We start from the raw sequence: 19,393 nt of genomic DNA, 5'->3' as shown, positions 1-19,393 counted from the left end.
CCGCTGGAATGTCAAATATTGTCATGAACATCCGGTCGGTCGCCGAGGACGACACCGGGGAAGTCGCCGTATCATATACGGGGAACGACGTTACCTACGGAGAGCTTTGGGCGCAAACCGGCCAGTTCGCGGCGGGACTGAACGACCGGGGTATCGGCGAAGGGGACCGCGTCGCGGTGTACCTGCCGAACGTGCCGCAGTTCGTTACCGCGTTCCACGGGACGCTTCGGACGGGCGGCGTCGTCGTCCCGATGAACCCGCAGTACAAATCGCGAGAAATCGGCCACTTGCTGTCCGACAGCGGCGCACAGGTGGTCGTGACGCTGTCGGACCTCGTCCCGTTCGTGGACGAGGTGCGCGACGACACCGACGTGGAACACGTCGTTACCGTCGGTCAGGAAACCGAGGGAGGAATCGACTTCGAAGCGTTCCTGGGTGACGACGACCCCGAAATCGTGGACCGCGCCCCTGACGACGTCGCGGCCCAGCCGTACACCAGCGGCACGACGGGACGGCCCAAGGGCGTGCAGTTGACCCATCGGAACCTCTCTTCAAACGCAAATACTGCCGCAGACCTCATCCCTAATGGAATTCAGACGGACGACAAGCAACTCGGAGTCCTTCCGCTGTTCCACATCTATGGCATGACCGTGGTGATGAACGCGGCGCTGTTTAACGGCGCCGCCTACTACCCGCTTCCGGAGTGGGACGCCCAAGAGGCCGTCTCGCTCATCGAAGACGAGCGGTTGACCCTGATGCACGGCGTCCCAGCGATGTACAACGACATCATCAACCAACCGAACGCCGAGGAGTTCGACCTTTCGTCGGTCCGCCTCGCAGGCGTCGGCGGGTCCGGCATCCCCGTCGAGGTGCTTCGGCGATTCGAGGACCTCTACGACGTGAATATCTACGAGGGGTACGGGCTGACCGAGACCAGTCCCATCACCCACTTCAACTCGCCCGAACAGGGTCGTCGGGTCGGGAGCATCGGAAGGCCGCTCCCCAGCGTGGACGCGAAAATCGTCGACGATGATTTCGCAGAGCGTCCCCGAATAGAGGAGGGGCCGGTCGACGAAGACGAGGTCGACCTGGACGAGATAACCGGCGAACTCGTCGTCGCCGGACCGAACGTGATGAAGGGGTACGCCAGACTGCCCGATGCGAACGAGGAGGCATTCACCGAGCAGAACGGAAAGCGATGGTTCCACACCGGCGACATCGGCTACTGGGACGAGAACGACTTCTTCTATGTCGTAGACCGGAAGAAGGACATGATAAACACGGCGGGGTACAACGTCTATCCGCGCGAGGTCGAGGAGTTGCTGTTCGAGCACGAGGGGGTGGCCGACGCGGCCGTGGTGGGGATTCCGGACGACCGCCGAGGCGAGACGGTGAACGCGTTCGTGGTGCCGGTTCCGGACATCGAGGAGACGCCCGAGGAACTCAAGCAGTACTGTCTCGACAACCTCGCGGAGTACAAACACCCCCGCGAGGTCGAGTTCGTCGAGGAGTTGCCCCGGACGACCACCGGGAAGGTCCAGAAGTTCGAACTCCGGGAGACCGAGGCAACCAAGTGACCCGGAGCGACAGAGATGGCTGACCCACCGACGACGCTGACGCTGGACGAGGGGCGTAGCGACGATAACGCTGAACCAGCCCCAGCGGCACAACGCTCTCGGCGATTGCCGACGGACTGGAGCACGAGTCGACGTGGGAGACCGGCCAACTCGAACCCCAGAAGGTCGACGATGGCGTCGAGGTGGCTGCCATCCCGGAAGAGATCGGCTTCATGGAGCAGACCGTCTACGTCGCCGTGGTCCCGCGTCTCCCGGAGGGCCACCGCATCGTCGGCATCCGAATCGAGTTGCCAGGTGTGCCAGTCGCTCCGGCAGATTCCGCAGGCCTCGGTCTAGACGACCACGCCGCCCGGACCGGACTCCAAGCGGTCCACGTCCTTGCTTTCGAGCGGTTCGCCGTACTCGCGTAGCACTGGGGCGCGTATACCGGGTCGGCAGACGCTCGGACACGTGAACTGCCAGTCAACTGTACGCTAAAAACTGGATTACTATTAACAGTGGTTGAAATAATCCCAAAATACTTTTTATTGGAAGGTGATGTGAGGGTATGACATTTCGACTGTCAGACGAGCAGCACGCGATACGCGAGGCGGTCCGGGAGTTCGGCGAGGAGGAGATCGAACCGGTCGCTCGAGAGCACGACGAGCAGAGGCAGTATCCGGCGACCCTCGTCCAGAAGGCCGCCGAACTCGACTTCGTAGCCCCGAGCATTCCGGTCGAGTACGGCGGTGCCGGAATGGACACCCTCTCGGCGACGGTCGTGACCGAGGAACTCTGGCGCGCCGACCCCGGCATCGGTAGCGCGATCGGAAGTCGGGGGTTCGGGACCGATATGATTCAGAAGTACGGCGACGAGTGGATGAAAGAGGAGTGGCTCCCGCGAATCGCCTCCGGCGAGTCGGCGTGCTGTAGCTGTATCTCCGAACCTGCACACGGATCCAACGTCGCCGGCATCGAAACCCACGCAGAACGGGACGGTAACGAGTGGGTCATCAACGGTAACAAGATGTGGATAACGAACGGGACCGTCGCCGACATCGCGGTCGTGATGACCAAGACGTCGCCCGGCGACGGCAATCGTGGTATCACCGCGTTCCTCGTACCCACCGACGCCGACGGCTTCAGGACCGAGAAGATAGATAATAAACTCGGTATCCGGGCGTCGGACCTCGCCGAGGTCATTCTGGACGACGTTCGCGTGCCCGAGGAGAACGTCATCGGCGGAGTCGACGAGGGGTTCTACCAGCTCATGGACTTCTTTGCCAGCGGCCGAGTCAGCGTCGCGGCCCAAGCAGTCGGGACAGCCCAGGCCGCGCTCGACGCGGCGCTCGATTACGCCGACGAACGCGAGCAGTTCGACCAGAAGATCGCCGACTTTCAGGCCATACAGCACAAGCTCGCTGAGATGGCGACTAACATCGAGGCAGCCCGCTCGCTCGCGTACAGGGCGGCGTCCTACGTCGAGAGCGGCGACGACCAGCTGGCCACTCAGTTCGCGAGCATGGCGAAGCTGTTCGCCAGCGAACACGCGGTCGACGCCGCCGACGAGGCGATTCAGGTCCACGGCGGCGCGGGATTCGTCACCGACCATCCCGTCGAACGGTACTACCGTGACGCTCGCATCACGAAGATCTACGAGGGAACGAGCGAAATTCAGAAGAACATCATCGCCGACACCCTGCTCTAACGATAACGGGACACGAGGCGTGGACCGACGAGCAGCGCACGACGACAGTGGATGTTAACGGACACGAACTAGACGTGTCGTACTACGACGCGGGTAAGGCTGGCGACCGGGCGCGGAGTTGTCCGTGCTGGGAACGCCTATCACTGGGTCGTGGAGGACCGACCAAACGCGTACCGCGACCGGCTCCATCTGTTCCTCGCCGAAGGAGAACCCTCATAAACCGGTCGTAGGAAGCCAAATGTATGAGTGATCAGACGGACGCACCGAACTGGACGTTCAAGGAACGGGACATTGCCATCTTGCGGGAACTGACCCAGGACCCGCAGCTGTCCTCACGAGAGCTTACCTCCATCCTCGAGGAGAAGTACGACATCGAGGTGTCTCACGTCACCGTAAGCGAGTCTATCCGAGAGATGCGCAACGAGGGCGTCTTCCGGGAGGCGATAATCCCCAACGAGGAGTACTACACCTTCAGCCTCTTCGAATTCAAGTTCAACCCGGAGAACTTCGAGGAGGGGTGGCGGGACGCGATGGAGTACATCCGCAACGATCCCCACACCCTGTTCTACTTCCTCTCGGACGGCGAGTACCAGTGGAAGACCGTGATGATGTTCTCCAATCTGCAGGACGAGTCGCGGTGGATACACGAGTTCTACAAGGAACACGGCGACGTCGTCGATAACATCCGTAACTCCGTGGTTCACAACGTGCTCAAGTTCCGAACCGACCCGGAGATTTTTGAGGGGCTGAACGACGAGTATCCGGAGTAGACGCCGGGCTATCGCACTAGCGAGAGCACTTCGCAGGACAGCACAGCCTCGTCTCGCTGATCCATCACGTCGCGTCGTACCGAACGACGCTGCTCGCGGTCAGATAGTCTCACGGCCCTTTTGCTATCAGTTCCAGTTCGATGTGAATCCTATCCCCGAGAGTCAGACGGGGCAGTAAAGCGGAGTCGTCGACTTCGTAGAACGTCATGACATCGAGCGGCGGTCCGAGGACGGGCGCGTGAGTCGCATCCTCGTGGCGAACACGAGCGTACCGTGGACGACGTCCCGATTCCCGGTGCAGGGTTAGCTAGTTTGTCGTCGTACGGGACCGACAGGACGAGTCGCTCCCTTCGATTTCTTCGACGGTCAGTCCCAGCCTCGAGAGGTATACTGTCGGCTGTAAGTGCGTGAAGATTCGTGTCTGAAAGGCTCCGTTTCGGTGACTCGAACTCCGTTCTTCGGCGGCCAGCTATTCAAAGAAGTACAGCCGACAGTATATCCGTGCCGGTCCACGAAGGCTCGTAGCTCGTTCGGTTGTTGGCTCAACAGTCCTCCGCTCGCGTCATTCACCGCGGAATTCGGGGTCGCGGTTATCGCGGAACGCGGCTGTCCCCTCGCGTACGTCCTCGGTGCTCATGAGCAGACCGAAGCCCTGACTCTCCATCGCCAGCGCGGCGTCAAGGCTCGCGTCGGCTCCCTCGTTCATTACCTTCTTCGCCACTTTCAGACCGACGGGCGGCCCTTCGAGAACGTCGTCCACGAACTGGGAGACGGTGTCGTCGAATTCCTCGGTCGGGACAGCACGGTTGACCAGCCCCCACTCCTCGGCGCGCTCGGCATCGATGCGGTTCCCCCTGAACACAAGTTCCTTGGCCCGCGTCTCCCCAAGCAATCGGAGGAGTCGCTGGGTTCCGCCCCCGCCCGGAATCAGACCGAGTCCGATTTCGGGTGACCCGAACTCCGCGTCCGCGGTCGCCACTCGGAGATCGCAGGCGAGCGCCAGTTCCAGGCCCGCACCGAGGCAGTAGCCGTCTATCTTGGCGATGGTGGGCCGCTCGAAGTCGTTGACGGTCTCGAACGCCGGCGTCACGTCCATGGCGTCGGTCGGGTCGAGGTCCGCAAAGCCGCCGATGTCTGCCCCGGCGCTGAAGGCGCGGTCGCCCGCACCTTCGAACGTGACGCACCGAACGTCGTCGGAGTTCACTGACGATAGCAGTTCGTCAATTTCGCCGAGAAGATCCATCGAGAGGGCGTTCATGCGCTCCGGGCGGTCGAGTTCCACTTCGAGCAGTCCGTCTCCGGATAACACGTAGTTCAGTAGCCGGTACTCACCCGGTCCGTCACCGCCGTCCAAACCGTAGTCGTGGAACCCCGTCCCTGCGTCCTCGCCCGTCCGGCCCTGCTCAACGAGTTCGACGAGGTAGTCGTCAGGTTCGAACCGGTCTGCTCCCGTCTTCTCGTGGAGGCTCCGGAGTTTATCGAGAACTGCATCGAGTCCGATTTCGTCACCGCGCCTGCAGATACCCTCCGGGAAGCCGAGGCCGAGACGGACCCCAGTATCGATCTCATCGGGCGTCGCCACGTCGTCGCCGACTAGTCGTGCGGCCTCGTTGACCATACGGGCCTCAATGCGCAGCGTGTCGAAACGCTCACCGTCACTGGGTTCGTAATTGACCCCGTCACCATTTTTGTAGTCGTAGTACCCCCGTCCCGTCTTACGGCCGAGTTCGTTGGCTTCGACCTTCTCCTCCATGATCGGCGGTATCGGCCGCTCGGCCTCCGTTCGGACGTGATACCCCACGTCGATTCCAGAGAGGTCTACGAGTTCGAACGGTCCCATTGGGTAGCCACGTCGGTGCACCATAGCGGCGTCCGCCTCGCGTATCGTCGCCTCCTCGTTCGAAACCATCCACGCGGGTTCGTCGATGAACGGCCCGAGAACCGTGTTGACGACGAACCCGTGGACATCCTTCCGGACGTAAATCGGCGTTTTGTCGAGCGATTCGACGAACTCATAGGCGACCTCGGCGGTTTCGTCACTGGTTTCTTCGCCGTAAATAACCTCGACCAAGTCCATCTTCACCGGCGGATTGAAAAAGTGCATCCCCACCACGTCCTCGGGTCGGGAGGTCGCGGGAGCCATCTCCGTGATACTGAGGCTTGACGTGTTCGACGCGAGCAGCGCGTTGTCCGGCGCGAATGCGTCGAGATCGCCGAAAATGTCCTTCTTGAGGTCCATCCGCTCTGGGGCGGCCTCGATAACGAGGTCGGCGTCGGCAACTGCAGGTTCCAGTTCGACCGCAGTGTCGATGCGGTCGAGGATGTCATCGACGGACTCGTCAAGGCGGTCCTTTTCGGCCAGTTTCTCTAAACTCCACTTGATATCCTCGTATCCGTCGGCGACGAGGTCCTCCTCAACGTCGCGCATCGTGACGTCGTATCCGGCGATAGCGACGACTTCCACGATTCCGTGGCCCATGTTCCCTGCTCCGAGTACGGACACCTTCTCAATGTTAGTGTTTGTCATTCATCCATCTGTTTCGGAACGTGTCAACTTAAATCCACTGACAAAATCTACATATGTAAAGTTCATTCGGTCAATATCAAACAATAGTATTTGATAACGTTACTATAGTAAGTGTTGTTAGTGAACTCCCCGATGTGGGGATGCAGCTCCTACATTCCAAGATGCCTATCGACCGGCCCACCATAGCAGAGCAACAGTGTCTCGTGCGTGAACGTCCTCTCGCGGGAGCGGTGTGGTCTCGGCCCTACAACGGCTCGTTCCCCTCGATTATCCGCTCGGCGCGTCGAGCAAGAGCGGAAACCCGCTGTTCCATCAGGGGATACATCGGGTCGTCGCTGTTTCCTTCGAGGTACCGCCGGTAGAACATCTCGCCCAGCGCGGCGAGTTTGTACACTGCGAGCGTCCGGTAGAATCGGCCGTGTTCGTACTCGATGCCGGTCTCACGCTCGTACCGCTCGACGAGGTCGCGGCGGGTCGGATATTCTTCGGACTCCATGAACGTGGCGGTCAGTTCGGGCGTCGCGGGGTCGGGGTCCCCCGGATCGCGCCAATAGGCTAGCATCCAACCGAGGTCGGCAAGCGGATCGCCGAGCGTCGCCATCTCCCAGTCGAGAACCGCGGCCAGTTCGGGCGGCGTACCCGGTGTGTACATCACATTATCGAGTTTGTAGTCACCGTGGACCAGCGCGTGTTCGTGGTCACTCGGGCAGTTGTCCGCGAGCCAGTCACCGACCTCTCGGAGTTCGGGCACCGTCCGTTCGTCGGCGGTGCGTTCGAACGCCCACTCCAACTGCTGGGTCCAGCGTTCGACTTGTCGCTCGGTGTATCCCGCCGGATGGCCGAACTCACCGAGGCCGACGTCGCCGTAGTCGACGGTGTGAATCGCGGCGAGCGTGTCGACGAGTTCCTCGCCGATACGCCGCCGCGACTCTGCCGTCTCGAAACGGTCGGGTTCCTCGTCTCTGAGTACGTCGCCCTCAACTCGCTTCATCACGTAGAAATCGCTTCCGACGACCGAGTGGTCCTCGCAGGCCAGCACGGTCTTCGGAATCGGTACGTCGGTGTCCTGCAACGTGTCCAGCACGCGGGACTCCCGCAACACGTCGTGGGCGGTTTCGGCGGTCTCGCCCGGCGGGGGCCGCCGAACCACGAGTTCCCGGTCTCCCCACGTCACGAAGAGCGTCTCGTTGGAGTGGCCCTCCGCGTGGTATCGGACGGAGTACTCCTCGACGGGACCCAACCGTTCGGAGAGATAGTTCCTGAGCGCCTGCTGGTCGACGAGTCGTTCGAAGTAGTCTTTGTCGGTGTCTTTCATGGGTTGGTCTGTCTGTCGGCGGATTCGGCGACCGCTGCGTCGAGATTTTGCGTCTATTGTTCGTACAATACCAGTATAGAACTTACGAAGGTAATAAATTCGGGAAAATGCTTTTACATCGTTTTTGAGATTTTAGAATATGAAGTACGACGACCCCCAACGGGGAAGAGAGGTCACCGAACGAGTCCGGACCTTCGTCAAGGAGGAGGTCATCCCCGTCGAGCGGGAACTCCTCGGCGATGGACCGGTCTCTGACGAGACCGTAGATAAACTCCGCGAGAAAGCCAGTGATTACGACGTGTACGCCCCGCAAATCCCCGAGGAGTACGGCGGGATGGGAATGGGATTCCGCGAGGTGCTCCCGGTCTTCGAGGCAGCCGGGCGGAGCCTCCTCGGTGCGACGGCCATTCGCGTCGACGCGCCGGACGAGGGCAACATGCACACCCTCGAACTGGTCGGGACGGACGAACAGAAGGAGCGGTGGCTGGAACCGCTGGTCGAGGGTGACATCAAGTCGGGTTTCTCGATGACCGAACCCCAACCCGGGGCCGGGTCGGACCCCAAGATGATTCGGACGACTGCGAAGAAGGACGGAGACGAATGGGTCATCGACGGTCACAAGTGGTGGACGACGCAGGGAACCGAGGCCGACGTCCTGCTGGTGATGGCCCGGACCGACGAGGACGCCCACCCGTACCAGGGGTGTTCTCTCTTCCTCGTTCCCGCGGACGCGCCGGGCGTCCGCGTCGAGCGGGACATTCCCCACGTCGGCGGCGAGCTCACCGGAATCGGTCACGCGGAGATTCGATACGAAAGCGTTCGAGTCCCCGAGGAGAACTTGCTCGGCGCGGAGAACGCAGGGTTCGCCATCACCCAACAGCGACTCGGCCCTGCCCGTCTCACCCACTGCATGCGCTTCTCCGGGATGGCCGAGCGCGCGCTCGACGTGGCGAAGGCGTACGCCGATGAGCGGCGAGCGTTCGAGGGGACGCTCTCGGACAAGCAGGCGATACGGTTCGATGTCGCCGATATCGAGACGCGACTCCACGCCGCTCGATCGATGGTCCGCCACGCCGCTCACCGAATCGCGTCCGGTGAGCAGGCCCGCGTCGAGGTGGCGATGAGCAAGGTGTTCACCGCGGACGTCGCGCAGGACGCCATCGACACCGCGGTTCAAATCTGTGGTGGAAACGGCATCGGCAAGGACCTCCCGCTGGCGGACTTCTACGAAAACGTCCGCCAGTTCCGCATCATCGACGGCGCGGACGAGGTCCACAAGCGAGTTATTGCCAGACGGGCGTTCAAGGACACCGACCCGAGCGAGGTCGAACACGTGGCGCGATTCCGCGGCGAGTAGCGCCGGCGTTCAGCGTCCGTCCGAACCGTCGCGCCCGCTCGAAACGCCGGCTATCGAGAGTACTTCCCGGAGGTCGTCGACAGCGTAATCGACATCGGGACCGTCGTCTGCACCGTACGCGATAGTCGTCATCCCCACCGCCGACGCGCCAGCCATGTCGTGTTCGTATCGGTCTCCGATCATAATTGCCTCGCCGGCAGTTACGTCGGCCTCCCGCAGGGCCGTCTCGAACATCCGCCGGTCGGGTTTCGTTCGGCCGACCATCTCGGAAGTTATTATCGAATCGAAACGTTCCCTGACGCCGAATGCCTCCAGAATCCGGAATCCCTCCTCGGTGTCCACGTCGCTGAGAACGCCGACGTGCAGTTCGCTCTCCGCCAGTCTGTCGATCGTCTCGACGGCATCGGGGTTCGGTCGAAGCGTCTCGCTCGTCGCAGCCTCGAAGGCAGGCCGCCACTCGGGCGCCGGTATCGACTCCCCAGCGATTTCGGCCACAGTGCGGTCGTAGGCAGTCCGCGCCGGCCGGAACTCCGTTCCCTCGCGCTCGCTGAAGTATCGTCCGACCGCGGTTCGCCACGTTTGGATCGCGTCCTCGACCGGCGTGTCCGGCGCGTGCGTCTCGACCAGACGCCGAAGGAACACCTCATGGGCGTCGCGGACGGACTCTATGTCGAGGATAACGCCCCCGATGTCCCAGAACACGGCTCGCCAGCGCTGACAGTCATCTCCCACGGTTAGACCTCGTTTCGGTCGTCCGTTCTGGCTCCGAGTTCGTAGCGTCCGTCCGGGGACCACACCGAGCGGTCCCAGAGCTGATCACGGGTGGTTTCCCTTCGTGCATTTCGAGCGCCGGGTCGTCGACGTGGCGCTCCACCGTCTCATCGTGGAGTCCCGCGACGTTACCGGAGCGTGCTCTGTCACTGAACGCTGACTTGCCCATGGTTCGTGATGTCTATTCCCTCAGATTAAGATAACGATTGCAAAAACCACACCAAATTTATTAACAAAGGACAGCAATTATGAACTGAAGCTAACAATGATAATGGCCACTCGCATCTCGGAGGGGGTTGCATGACGACCGAACAGTTCAGTGTCGCCGGTCAGACTGCGATAGTCACGGGCTCGTCCAGTGGTATCGGAAAGAAAATCGCAGAGCGGTTCGCGGATGACGGCGCGGACGTGGTGGTCTGTTCGCGCGAACTGGAGAACGTCGAACCAGTCGCCGATAGTATCGAAGAGAGCGACCGCGAGGGGACCGCCCTTGCCGTCGAGTGCGACGTAACTGACCGTGACGCCGTCGAGGCACTCGTTGACGTTACCGTCGAGGAGTTCGGTGGTATCGACGTGCTGGTCAATAACGCCGGGGCGAGTTTCATGGCTCCTTTTGAGGGCATCAGCGAGAACGGATGGGAGACCATTGTGGACATCAATCTCCACGGGACGTACCACTGTACACAGGTCGCAGGCGAGCATATGCGCGAGGGTGGCGGAGGTGCGGTCATCAATCTGGCCAGCGTCGCGGGACAGAAGGGATCGCCCCACATGAGCCACTACGGGGCGGCGAAGGCGGGCGTCATCAATCTCACCTCGACGCTCGCGTTCGAGTGGGCCAGCGACGACGTGCGTGTCAACTGCATCGCACCGGGATTCGTTGCCACAACAGGCGTCGAGCGCCAGATGGGCGTCAGCGCCGACGACATCGACCGTGAGGAAGTCCAGCGACGTATCGGAACCACCGAGGAGATAGCAGATCTCGCGCAGTTCCTCGCCAGTCCCGCCGCGTCGTACGTCATCGGTGAGACTGTCACCGCGCAGGGAGTGCCGGAGATCATGGAGTCTCCCGACATGTAGACCTCTCCTCCGACCCCAATCCGTGAGGCCCTCAGAGCGGAGCTATGCCGAGGCCAAACAGATCCAAGAAACGCACACCGACAGTAGTCTCAACAGCCAGACATGGGGCATCATCCCTGAACTCTAAGCTCTCGAATTGGCATCACCAGGAATTTGTGTTGATCGCCAACGATGCCATTCTGACCCACCTCACTGCCCAGTGACGGACGCTGTGTGAGTCGGTTGACCAACTCCTCGCGAACCGTTTCGCGGCTGACTGTCGTTTCGTGCCAGCCGAGACGTTCGTCGAAATACCGCTTCTGGAACCGTTGGCCGAAGTCATCGACGGCGATGTACTGTGTCCGCTTCACTCCCGCAACGCTCGTCGAAACGAACTCGGCTCCGACGTCTTCGTGAGTGAGTTCGACGAGTGCGCACTCGACAAGTGAGACGATGGCAGTCGGACTTCTGTTGTGGGGGAGCGTCAGTTTGAGGTCCGCCCACGGTTCGTCGCTCGGTTCCCCAGTTTGCTCGCCAGTGAGTCGTGATCGCTGTTGCTCGTACTCGGAAGACATGGTTGTTGAGTGGGTGCCTACGGCGGCCCCCCTCGCCCCTCTCGGGGGCGACAAACTCCACCGCGGATCACATCGTCAGACAGTGAGTGAGTTCTGACATATTGGCGAGAGACACTCGTCGTTTGATGGCCCCTCAGCCGGAGAGAGCCAGCGGCGTTTGCACCGGTGTACCCTAGTCTTCCTTTGGATGATTTGAGAGGTGCAGGGAGAACCGAAACCCGCTTAGATTTGGCGATAGGCTCGTCGGGCTGTTCTCAGGCGCTATTGATGTCCTCGACAAGATGCAGCGGAGACAATCGGTGAGGATTGTGCTTGACGAGTAGGTGAAACTAGCGAAATCGAGGAATCGAGGGAAAATCTGAGAACGATTTTAGGCAATACCGGTTGACGTCAAATAGTAGTGCATCTTCTATACCCGCGGTTAATCAGCTATTCCTGCGTAAATCGTGCGATACGGGGTCTGAAAAGTGCATGACGAGATTTCTAACAACCTCGTTTTCTCCTCTCCCATATATACATAGTGAATCTGATAGTTGGTCTGTAGAAGTAGGACCCTAGAGAAACTATCCCGTCATAGGCTGATATATTTTGAAGGCGGAACAGCTGTTCTGCCGAGTTAGTCTTGTGCCACCGACCGGGCTGGTTGCTTCGTTGCAGGGGCAGGTGGTTCGTGTGTTCCGAACTCGGGGTGAGTCTCTTCCATCCACACGTACACGATCGCCCCAGAGACGAACATCAGGGCGGCAGTCATGTAGAATGCGGCTTCGGCGTTCACAAATTCCATCGAGAGGCCGATGAGGATTGCACCGACGCCGTATCCCGAGTCACGCCACATCCGGTAGACGCCCATCCCGGTTGCGCGCCACGTTGGGTGGGCGGCGTCGCCGGGGACAGTCATGAGATTGGGGTAGAGCAACGCCATCCCCAAGCCGGACACGCCGGAGAGCACAGCCCACAGAAGGTATCCTTCGACGAGTACCATTCCGAGGACGCCCGCACCGGTGAGGAACATCCCCGCAATCACGGGTGGCCGGCGACCAATGCGGTCTGCGAGTCCGCCGGTTGCAATCTGGAGGAAGTACATTGCGCTGTGGACGCCGACGACGAACCCGACTGCTGCGATGCCGACTCCCTGACTCGTGAGATACAGCGGGACGGCAAGCCAAAACAGCGTATCGACGAACTTCTCGATGTGGCCCGCCTGTGCCGCAGCGAACAGCGTCTTGTCACCGTAGGTCGCCCGCTTCAGCACCTCCCCGAACGGGAGGTTCGCGTCGTGGTGGTCCTTGTCGTCTATCTCTACTTCCGCGAGTTGGACCGTCTCCTTGATCAAGGAGACCGAGATGAGGAACGCCAGCACGACGACGACGGCGAGGAAGTAGAACGGCTCAGGTCGAAGGCTCGTCTGGGCGGCGATGATGCCCGTCACCCACGCCCCGACGGCGACGCCGCTGTACCCGAAGGCCTCGTCGATGCCGACGGCCAGCCCTCGCTGCTCGGGCCCCGCGATGTCGATCTTGGCGTTGATGGCCATACTCCAGGTCAACGCCTGGTTGATGCCCAACAGGATGTTCCCGACGGTAATCCAGCCCCAACTCGGGGCAAAGATGAGGATGACCGGGAGTGGGAGTGCGGTCACCCACCCAAGGATGAGGACGGGCTTGCGGCCGTATTCACCACCCCACTTGCCGGCGTAGAGGTTGAGCAGTCCCTTGACGAACCCGAACGAGACGACGAACGACCCGATGACGAACAGCGACTCGACGCCGAGGACGTCACGGCCCAACACGGGTACGACGGCGCGTTCGGACCCGATAGTCAACCCCGTCGCGAACACCAACAAGACGTGCAGTGAGAACTGCCCGAGGTGTTCACGGATCCCCTGTTTGAGGTCAGTTTCTGTACTCATCGATCACTCCGCTGCGCAGTTGTTGGGACCCAGTTCGAGCTCAGCAAGTTCGTCGATGGGAACCGATTCCTGACCCACGTTCGTCCGCTTGACGCGCTCGAAGTTTGGGGGATGGTCCGGGATATCCGCCACGAGTTCCCGGATGAATTCCCCGCGGTCGCGGCTGAGGTCTTCGTTCCGCTCTCGGACCTCGCCCAGTGTTGCGGTTACTGGCGGTTCCGGTGAACCGGGGTCGTGTGCTGGGAGGACTAGCGCGTCGTCTGGACGGTTGAGCAACCGCAGGAGGCTCTTGTAGAGCGTCGCGGCGTTCTGCTCGACGTTTGAATCCTCGATACCGGCTTCGACGCCGAGTTCGACGCGGCCCACGCTCTCGTGGAAGAGCGTATCACCCGTAATCAACGCCACCTCCTCGATATCGAACGAGACGCTACCTTCGCTGTGTCCTGGCGTGTGGATGACCTCGATATCGAGGCTGCCGACCGAGACAGTCTGTCCATCCTCGATGGGAGTAGCGTCGAGTGCCAGTGCATCCTTCGGGTGGAGGTAGGAGGGGATGCCGTGACGGTCGGCCAGTTCTGCAGCGCCCGAAACGTGGTCGGCGTGGGCGTGCGTGTCGAAGACACCGACGAGTTCGGCGTCGTACTCATCGAGAATCACTTCGTACTCTTCGAGGTAGTGTGATGGGTCGAAGACAGCGGCTTCACCATCGGAGATGAGTACATGCGAGAGACAGCCTTTCCCCGGTCGTGCGACCTGAACGAGCGTTCCATCGAGGTCGACAGAGACCGCCGCATGGCGGTGAACGCGACTCCACCCATTCATCCCATCTTCGAGTGTCGCCGCGGTGTAGCCCATATCTTGAAGCACGTCGGCTGCCGTCTCCGCGGCGATTCCTGCACCACAGACAGTAACGATTTCTTTCTCCTCGGGGAGGCCCGAAAGTGCGTCCTTGGCTTTGTCGGGATCGTCAGCCAACTCGTCGTAGACGTCGATGTTGACGCTCCCCGGTACGTGCCAGTCGTCGAACTCTCCTTTGTGGCGAATGTCGACTACCAGCAGGCCGTTTTCGTCAGTCTGCAGTTGTGCTCCAAGTTCCTCGGGGGAAATATCCGACATCAGTGTTCTTCCGTATGGGAAGTCATAGAATATAGGTACTGCCGGACATGACCGGTACTGTTAATTCTGTATAGACGAATGTGCCAGTATGAGTCTCTACGAGGCATCGTTTCGCGTCAAACACGAGTGTCCGTATCGAGAGATTTCGGAGCGTTATCCGGACCTCACGATTCGTGAGTGGTATCTGGATGACTGCCAGGTAATCGAAATTACTGCACCGGGGTCTCCGACTGACGACCTCCTCGACGAGATCGATCGCTTGGGGACGGTTCTTCACGAGTCAGTCGACAATGCTGGCCTCCACGTCGTCACGCAATCATGCCTGTGTTCACTGGAAGACTCCATCATCGAGCGATTCGAAGCGCACAATTGCCTGTATCAGCCGCCTACAATTCATCGGCAGGGTTGGGAACACTATTCGGTGATTGCCTTCGACGAGAGCGATATTAGAGAACTTCTCCACGAGTTGGAGGCTGACCGAGACATCGAGGTACTCTCGAAGACGGCGATTACAGCACAGCGAGTCCCACACAGCATGTTGGCTCCGGTCGACCAATTGTTCGAGGACGTGACCGAACGACAGATGGCGGCGCTTCGGTTGGCATTGGAGAGCGGCTACTACGAACAGCCCCGGAAAACGTCACTCAGGGAACTCGCTGACCAGACCGCTGTCGCTCGTTCCACGTACGAGGAACATCTCCGGAAGGCGGAGAACAAAATCCTCACGAGCGCAGGTCAGTTCCTGCGACTAGTGACGGCGACGTCGACGGCAGATCCATTAGAGGTCGAAAAGACTCGCCAAGCTGAGCAAGCTGCCGACTAACCGAACGTCTTCACGTCGTCGCGACTTGGCCTGACCGACGACCGGCGAAGCACGTATGGGATTTCTGGCGTGGTATCTTTCGAGAGTGGTTCCTCGTCTAACGTTGCGTCTGGGTCGGGGTTAGAAGCGAATCCTGACTCACCCTCACCGGGGCCTATCGATTCTTCAACGTGAATATGGCGTGCCCGATCTCGTGGACGAATAGCACGGTCTCGTTACTCTGGCCGAACAACCTCGTCGCACGAGTAACACTCAGCAAATACGCCAGTAGTCCCATCTGCTTCCTCGAACTCGATCAGCGATTGATACGGCTCAATCTCCGCACCACAGTCCGGACATCGTCCGAGTATCGTCGAATCACTCGTCATAGGGGGATGGAGAGGCGCGTGTGACACAGCTTGCCTCCAATATTTCTCACGAGCGACCACTGCAAAGGTGTTTGTTCAATCCATTTGTTCATTAGTTGTGTTCATTAAGAACATTCAGTAGTGGTGTTCATTAACTTCATTCAAGATAAGATCAAAAACCAAAAATCAGTGGAGATAGTCAATGGATTACTTCGAGATACGATGAGCATCCTTTGGCTACTAACAACCGATAACTCAATCACCTGCTGACAACCGTATCGGTGTGTTCACTAGCTCTGTTCAGAAGAGACGTTCAGCAAATTTGTTCATTAGATTTGTTCAGTCCTAATATTCAGTACTGGTGTTCATTGTGTTCAGTCACTTTGTACAACCATGAATGCCAGTCAGTACATGGAGAATATACAACACAACATGATTTGATGTGGAGAAGATTCAAGATGAAGGTCATTCATGAGACAAGCATGCTTACGTATTCAACATACAGCGAGGCAGGAGGGGTCGGGAAAACGACCACTGCAGCGAACCTCGCGGTCGCACACGCTCGTGCCGGATTAAAACCACTTGTCGTGCCGCTCGACCCGCAAGATGGAGACCTCTCACGCCTCTTTGGCGTTGATGAACAACGAACAGACTCAGTTGACAACTTAGTCCGCCATATGATTCGGCGACCAAACGGAGGGTTCACTGACCTTATTCGAACAGTAGAGGGGGTCGACATTGTACCTGAGCATAATATGCTCTCAGACCTCGCCGAATTCTTACAGCGTGAAAAAGACCAAGCAGAGGCTATGGGGGAGGCGTTCGGAATGCACGCACAGTTGCTTCGTGTGCTCCGTGAGGCAGGCGTCCCCGAGAAATACGATGTTTTAATTTGCGACCCACCCGCAACTGAGGGACCGCATCTCTACAATGCAATCCACGCGACGCGGTCGTTAGTGATTCCCGTCGAACCAAGCGCCAAAGGTCGCGCAGCAGTTGAGGGCTTAGAAGCACTTGTCGCTGGTTTCGAAGAACAACTCAATATTGACGTTGGTGTCCTCGCTGCAGTTCCCACAGGATTCAAAAACACACGCGATCAGCGGACGATTCTAGACGAGATTGATTATCCAATTCCAGAGATAATCAGTGAGCGTGCATCTCTTATGGAGGGGTGCTGGATGGAACAGTGCTCTGCGTTTGAGTACGTACGTGACCACCGCTCTCGCCGTCGTGACTACGAACTCGAAACACTGGCTCAGTTCGATCGCTTGGCACGACACCTCGAAGCAGAGGTTGGCATCGAGGCACCAAACCCGCCAGAACCCGGTGACGTTGACCACGAGGTGCTCACCGTATGACTGGGATGAAGAAAGGAGCAGGCGAAGATCCGTTCGCTGACGACCAACCAGTAGATTCAACCGAACCTTCAACAGACCAGACCGAAGCCACCGAGACACCAGAGGAGACTGATACACAACAGGAACCAGATACGCAATCGTCACGGCAGCAACTCCAGATCCCGTATAAATTCCGCCGGGATGGTGTACAAGACGGTCGTGACCGAGTTCCCTTGTTCTTGCAGAAAGAGACAAAGGTCGCAGAGCGAGATGCACTCCGAGAGTTCGAAGACAGGTTTGAAGAAAACGTTTCACTGACGGACCTCCGTGAAGCGCTTGTGAAAGTTGGGTTACAGCATCTCGACGAAGCAGAGGACTGTCTCGAAGAGTGGGGATACGGGATGACGTTTGACTAGCGACTCAAGGTAACCACAGTCAGACTCGTCCAACAGACCTTATACAGCGGTTTTCCTAAGTTCTTAGCATGGTTCTCTATGGTGGCGGTCGTTCCTCCTTTTAAGTCGTACATAAATGCCTGTCCGTACTCCAAAAATGGCTCAGGAAAAACTGCTGTAAGAGAGGAGCTCTGAGAGTAGGGTATACAGAACGATGAGAAGCAGGAGAGGCACGAAACAGCCTTCAGTTCGTAATGGAGCATCCGGAGTTGTTGCTGAGAGGGCAATTAAAATCCGTGAACAATGGAAATACACCCCCTATCGGAGTGAACAGAGTGAGGGAGGGGGCATCAGAGTGTAAAGGCGAGTTCCCTCGCTACAGTAAGATGAAAGTGGGACACTAGCTGCACCCGTTCGCTTTCTCCCTGTGAATGAGAAGGTCGGAGGTCTACTTTCCAACGAGGTTAACAATTTGCTTGCGCATTCGAGGACCAATAGGAATCCCCGAACAGTGATCGTCCAGACCAACTGATTGAAGCAAAAGGCTTGGGTCGTCAAGAAGTGACAGTTGAAGATACGTCCCCTCTCGATAGCCGTCACTCGTTCGTTTCATATCAATTATTTTTAGTGTCTCGTACTCACGGAGCTGATCAGTGATGCGTTTCTGTCCAAGAACGTTCATCCCAATTGCTTCGGCAAATGCACGGTACACCTGATACATCGCAGTCGATTTAAAATGCGAACGGTTCGTGAATTCGTCCAGAGCCGCAAGTGCGGCGATTGCAATCTTAGCCTGTGTCGGACAGCCTCGAATGAGGTCTTGAATCCGAGTTACTTCGGCATCATCGTTGGCAGCTCGGACGTGCTCCCCTCGAACTTGGTCAGCATCATCATCGCGAGCAACCTCGCCAGCGAGTCGAAAGAGGTCAAGTGCACGCCGTGCGTCACCATGTTCTTGTGCGGAAAACGCTGAACACAGGGGAATAATGTCTTCTGAGAGAACCCCTGGTCGGTAGGCCTCGCGACGTCGCTTGAGAATATCCCCAAGTTGGTTTGCATCGTACGCGGGAAACACGATTTCATCAGGCGCGAACGAACTCTCTACACGGGTATCTAGCCGGTCACCATACTTGAGATCGTTACTGATGCCGATAACAGTAAGACTAGCTTCGACATCGTTCTCTTCACCTGCGCGGGAAAGTTGCATCAGAAGCTTGCTATCCTCTGCCTCTTCGGGTGAAACACTTGGGGCGTCGTCAGGTGGCGCAAGACGGTCAATTTCGTCGAGAACAACGATGACTGCGTCATAGAGTTCGTCGATGATTGTCCACAGGCGGTCATAGTAAGCACCGGTCGCGATGCCAGAGTGAGGTATTTTAACACCTGTTTTCTCGGGGTGGTTCAGTGCTTTCGCAAGGTGGATCACAGTCTGTACCTCCGAGCGACGCTGTGCACAGTCAATGATCGCGCGACCGATGCGAACGCCATTGTTCTTTCCACGTTCCTCGACCTCACGACTGACGTATCGGGTCACAAGTGTCTTCCCCGACCCGGATTTCCCGAGAAGGAGCGTTCCCTTGCCAGACCCACCAGTAATCGTTGGCTTCAGTCGACGAGCAACAGTCTCGATTTGACTGTTCCGTCCGACAATCTTGTCCTGGTCTGGAATGTGGTCGATACGGAGGAGGTCCTCATTCGCAAATATTGGGTCCTCTTCGTCAAGGACAGAAAGTGGATCATCACGAGACCCGGAGCGAGAGTAAGCAACAGCCCCATGCTCGGCGGCGTAATCGCCCAGTGTTCTCATCTGCTCCGTGCTTGAAGTCAT

Annotated in this window: 17 protein-coding genes; 9 read left to right on the top strand and 8 right to left on the bottom strand. The window is 58.8% G+C overall.

The genetic code is table 11. From position 1 onward, the window contains the following. Nucleotides 1-8 precede the first annotated feature (8 nt). From HFX_RS14970 to HFX_RS14955, 4 genes are all read left to right on the top strand, one after another. Entirely contained in the window at nt 9-1,577 is a 1,569-nt protein-coding gene (locus tag HFX_RS14970; protein WP_004060546.1) for a long-chain-fatty-acid--CoA ligase, read from the top strand. A 182-nt stretch (nt 1,578-1,759) separates the two neighbouring features. Continuing rightward, nucleotides 1,760-1,987 carry a hypothetical protein gene (locus tag HFX_RS14965; protein WP_004060548.1) on the top strand — a complete coding sequence of 76 codons (228 nt, stop codon included), beginning with the start codon at nt 1,760-1,762 and terminating at the stop codon, nt 1,985-1,987. 137 nt (nt 1,988-2,124) lie between these two features. Beyond that, nucleotides 2,125-3,264, top strand: coding sequence for an acyl-CoA dehydrogenase family protein (locus HFX_RS14960; RefSeq protein ID WP_004060550.1), 1,140 nt, complete (start codon nt 2,125-2,127; stop codon nt 3,262-3,264). 242 nt (nt 3,265-3,506) lie between these two features. Next, nucleotides 3,507-4,034: an Lrp/AsnC family transcriptional regulator gene (locus HFX_RS14955; RefSeq protein WP_004060552.1), complete on the top strand. Its 528-nt coding sequence runs from the start codon at nt 3,507-3,509 to the stop codon at nt 4,032-4,034. A gap of 562 nt (nt 4,035-4,596) precedes the next feature. Here the strand turns inward: HFX_RS14955 and HFX_RS14950 are convergent. Next, nucleotides 4,597-6,561, bottom strand: coding sequence for a 3-hydroxyacyl-CoA dehydrogenase/enoyl-CoA hydratase family protein (locus tag HFX_RS14950; RefSeq protein WP_004060554.1), 1,965 nt, complete (start codon nt 6,559-6,561; stop codon nt 4,597-4,599). Between the two features lie 244 nt (nt 6,562-6,805). After that, nucleotides 6,806-7,876: a phosphotransferase family protein gene (locus HFX_RS14945; RefSeq protein ID WP_004060557.1), complete on the bottom strand. Its 1,071-nt coding sequence runs from the start codon at nt 7,874-7,876 to the stop codon at nt 6,806-6,808. Between the two features lie 139 nt (nt 7,877-8,015). Here HFX_RS14945 and HFX_RS14940 point away from each other — a divergent pair, with 139 nt between their 5' ends. After that, on the top strand, nt 8,016-9,233 hold the full coding sequence (locus tag HFX_RS14940) for an acyl-CoA dehydrogenase family protein (protein WP_004060558.1): 1,218 nt from the start codon (nt 8,016-8,018) through the stop codon (nt 9,231-9,233). 9 nt (nt 9,234-9,242) lie between these two features. Here the strand turns inward: HFX_RS14940 and HFX_RS14935 are convergent, their stop codons facing one another. Continuing rightward, complete coding sequence (locus HFX_RS14935) at nt 9,243-9,965, bottom strand: HAD family hydrolase (RefSeq protein WP_004060559.1); 723 nt, start codon at nt 9,963-9,965, stop codon at nt 9,243-9,245. A gap of 339 nt (nt 9,966-10,304) precedes the next feature. Here HFX_RS14935 and HFX_RS14925 point away from each other — a divergent pair, with 339 nt between their 5' ends. Continuing rightward, nucleotides 10,305-11,084: an SDR family NAD(P)-dependent oxidoreductase gene (locus tag HFX_RS14925; RefSeq protein WP_004060561.1), complete on the top strand. Its 780-nt coding sequence runs from the start codon at nt 10,305-10,307 to the stop codon at nt 11,082-11,084. A 110-nt stretch (nt 11,085-11,194) separates the two neighbouring features. On the opposite strand, the gene HFX_RS14920 is transcribed toward HFX_RS14925, so the two are convergent. The 3 genes from HFX_RS14920 to HFX_RS14910 all read right to left on the bottom strand — a co-directional run bounded on the left by HFX_RS14920 (nt 11,195) and on the right by HFX_RS14910 (nt 14,663). After that, nucleotides 11,195-11,638 carry a hypothetical protein gene (locus HFX_RS14920; RefSeq protein ID WP_004060562.1) on the bottom strand — a complete coding sequence of 148 codons (444 nt, stop codon included), beginning with the start codon at nt 11,636-11,638 and terminating at the stop codon, nt 11,195-11,197. A gap of 616 nt (nt 11,639-12,254) precedes the next feature. After that, nucleotides 12,255-13,547: an MFS transporter gene (locus tag HFX_RS14915; protein ID WP_004060563.1), complete on the bottom strand. Its 1,293-nt coding sequence runs from the start codon at nt 13,545-13,547 to the stop codon at nt 12,255-12,257. A gap of 3 nt (nt 13,548-13,550) precedes the next feature. Then, complete coding sequence (locus HFX_RS14910) at nt 13,551-14,663, bottom strand: MBL fold metallo-hydrolase (protein ID WP_004060564.1); 1,113 nt, start codon at nt 14,661-14,663, stop codon at nt 13,551-13,553. A gap of 88 nt (nt 14,664-14,751) precedes the next feature. Here HFX_RS14910 and HFX_RS14905 point away from each other — a divergent pair, with 88 nt between their 5' ends. Next, nucleotides 14,752-15,486 (top strand): helix-turn-helix domain-containing protein, encoded by a 735-nt coding sequence (locus HFX_RS14905; RefSeq protein WP_004060565.1) that lies wholly within the window; start codon nt 14,752-14,754, stop codon nt 15,484-15,486. A 215-nt stretch (nt 15,487-15,701) separates the two neighbouring features. Here HFX_RS14905 and HFX_RS20700 read toward each other — a convergent pair whose 3' ends face one another. Continuing rightward, nucleotides 15,702-15,854: a DUF7837 family putative zinc-binding protein gene (locus HFX_RS20700; protein WP_014732603.1), complete on the bottom strand. Its 153-nt coding sequence runs from the start codon at nt 15,852-15,854 to the stop codon at nt 15,702-15,704. A 461-nt stretch (nt 15,855-16,315) separates the two neighbouring features. Here HFX_RS20700 and HFX_RS14900 point away from each other — a divergent pair, with 461 nt between their 5' ends. Together HFX_RS14900 and HFX_RS14895 are read left to right on the top strand one after the other, a co-directional pair. Further along, nucleotides 16,316-17,191: a ParA family protein gene (locus HFX_RS14900; protein WP_049917525.1), complete on the top strand. Its 876-nt coding sequence runs from the start codon at nt 16,316-16,318 to the stop codon at nt 17,189-17,191. Beyond that, nucleotides 17,188-17,586: a hypothetical protein gene (locus HFX_RS14895; protein WP_004060567.1), complete on the top strand. Its 399-nt coding sequence runs from the start codon at nt 17,188-17,190 to the stop codon at nt 17,584-17,586. Before HFX_RS14900 ends, HFX_RS14895 begins: the two co-directional genes overlap by 4 nt. 427 nt (nt 17,587-18,013) lie before the next feature. Here the strand turns inward: HFX_RS14895 and HFX_RS14890 are convergent, their stop codons facing one another. Beyond that, complete coding sequence (locus HFX_RS14890; RefSeq protein WP_014732601.1) at nt 18,014-19,393, bottom strand: Cdc6/Cdc18 family protein; 1,380 nt, start codon at nt 19,391-19,393, stop codon at nt 18,014-18,016.

This window comes from Haloferax mediterranei ATCC 33500 (assembly GCF_000306765.2).
GTDB lineage: Archaea > Halobacteriota > Halobacteria > Halobacteriales > Haloferacaceae > Haloferax > Haloferax mediterranei.
Note: the sequence above shows the minus strand (reverse complement) of the source record. Positions and strands in the feature narration are given on the sequence as shown.

Bases quoted from the DNA above. Each gene is read 5' to 3' on its own strand.
- HFX_RS14910 (WP_004060564.1), bottom strand. From the start codon at position 14,663: ATGTCGGATATTTCCCCCGAGGAACTTGGAGCACAACTGCAGACTGAC.
- HFX_RS14945 (WP_004060557.1), bottom strand. From the start codon at position 7,876: ATGAAAGACACCGACAAAGACTACTTCGAACGACTCGTCGACCAGCAG.
- HFX_RS14925 (WP_004060561.1), top strand. From the start codon at position 10,305: ATGACGACCGAACAGTTCAGTGTCGCCGGTCAGACTGCGATAGTCACG.
- HFX_RS14890 (WP_014732601.1), bottom strand. From the start codon at position 19,393: ATGACTTCAAGCACGGAGCAGATGAGAACACTGGGCGATTACGCCGCC.
- HFX_RS14955 (WP_004060552.1), top strand. From the start codon at position 3,507: ATGAGTGATCAGACGGACGCACCGAACTGGACGTTCAAGGAACGGGAC.
- HFX_RS14900 (WP_049917525.1), top strand. From the start codon at position 16,316: ATGCTTACGTATTCAACATACAGCGAGGCAGGAGGGGTCGGGAAAACG.
- HFX_RS14970 (WP_004060546.1), top strand. From the start codon at position 9: ATGTCAAATATTGTCATGAACATCCGGTCGGTCGCCGAGGACGACACC.
- HFX_RS14895 (WP_004060567.1), top strand. From the start codon at position 17,188: ATGACTGGGATGAAGAAAGGAGCAGGCGAAGATCCGTTCGCTGACGAC.
- HFX_RS20700 (WP_014732603.1), bottom strand. From the start codon at position 15,854: ATGACGAGTGATTCGACGATACTCGGACGATGTCCGGACTGTGGTGCG.
- HFX_RS14950 (WP_004060554.1), bottom strand. From the start codon at position 6,561: ATGACAAACACTAACATTGAGAAGGTGTCCGTACTCGGAGCAGGGAAC.
- HFX_RS14905 (WP_004060565.1), top strand. From the start codon at position 14,752: ATGAGTCTCTACGAGGCATCGTTTCGCGTCAAACACGAGTGTCCGTAT.
- HFX_RS14915 (WP_004060563.1), bottom strand. From the start codon at position 13,547: ATGAGTACAGAAACTGACCTCAAACAGGGGATCCGTGAACACCTCGGG.
- HFX_RS14940 (WP_004060558.1), top strand. From the start codon at position 8,016: ATGAAGTACGACGACCCCCAACGGGGAAGAGAGGTCACCGAACGAGTC.
- HFX_RS14920 (WP_004060562.1), bottom strand. From the start codon at position 11,638: ATGTCTTCCGAGTACGAGCAACAGCGATCACGACTCACTGGCGAGCAA.
- HFX_RS14960 (WP_004060550.1), top strand. From the start codon at position 2,125: ATGACATTTCGACTGTCAGACGAGCAGCACGCGATACGCGAGGCGGTC.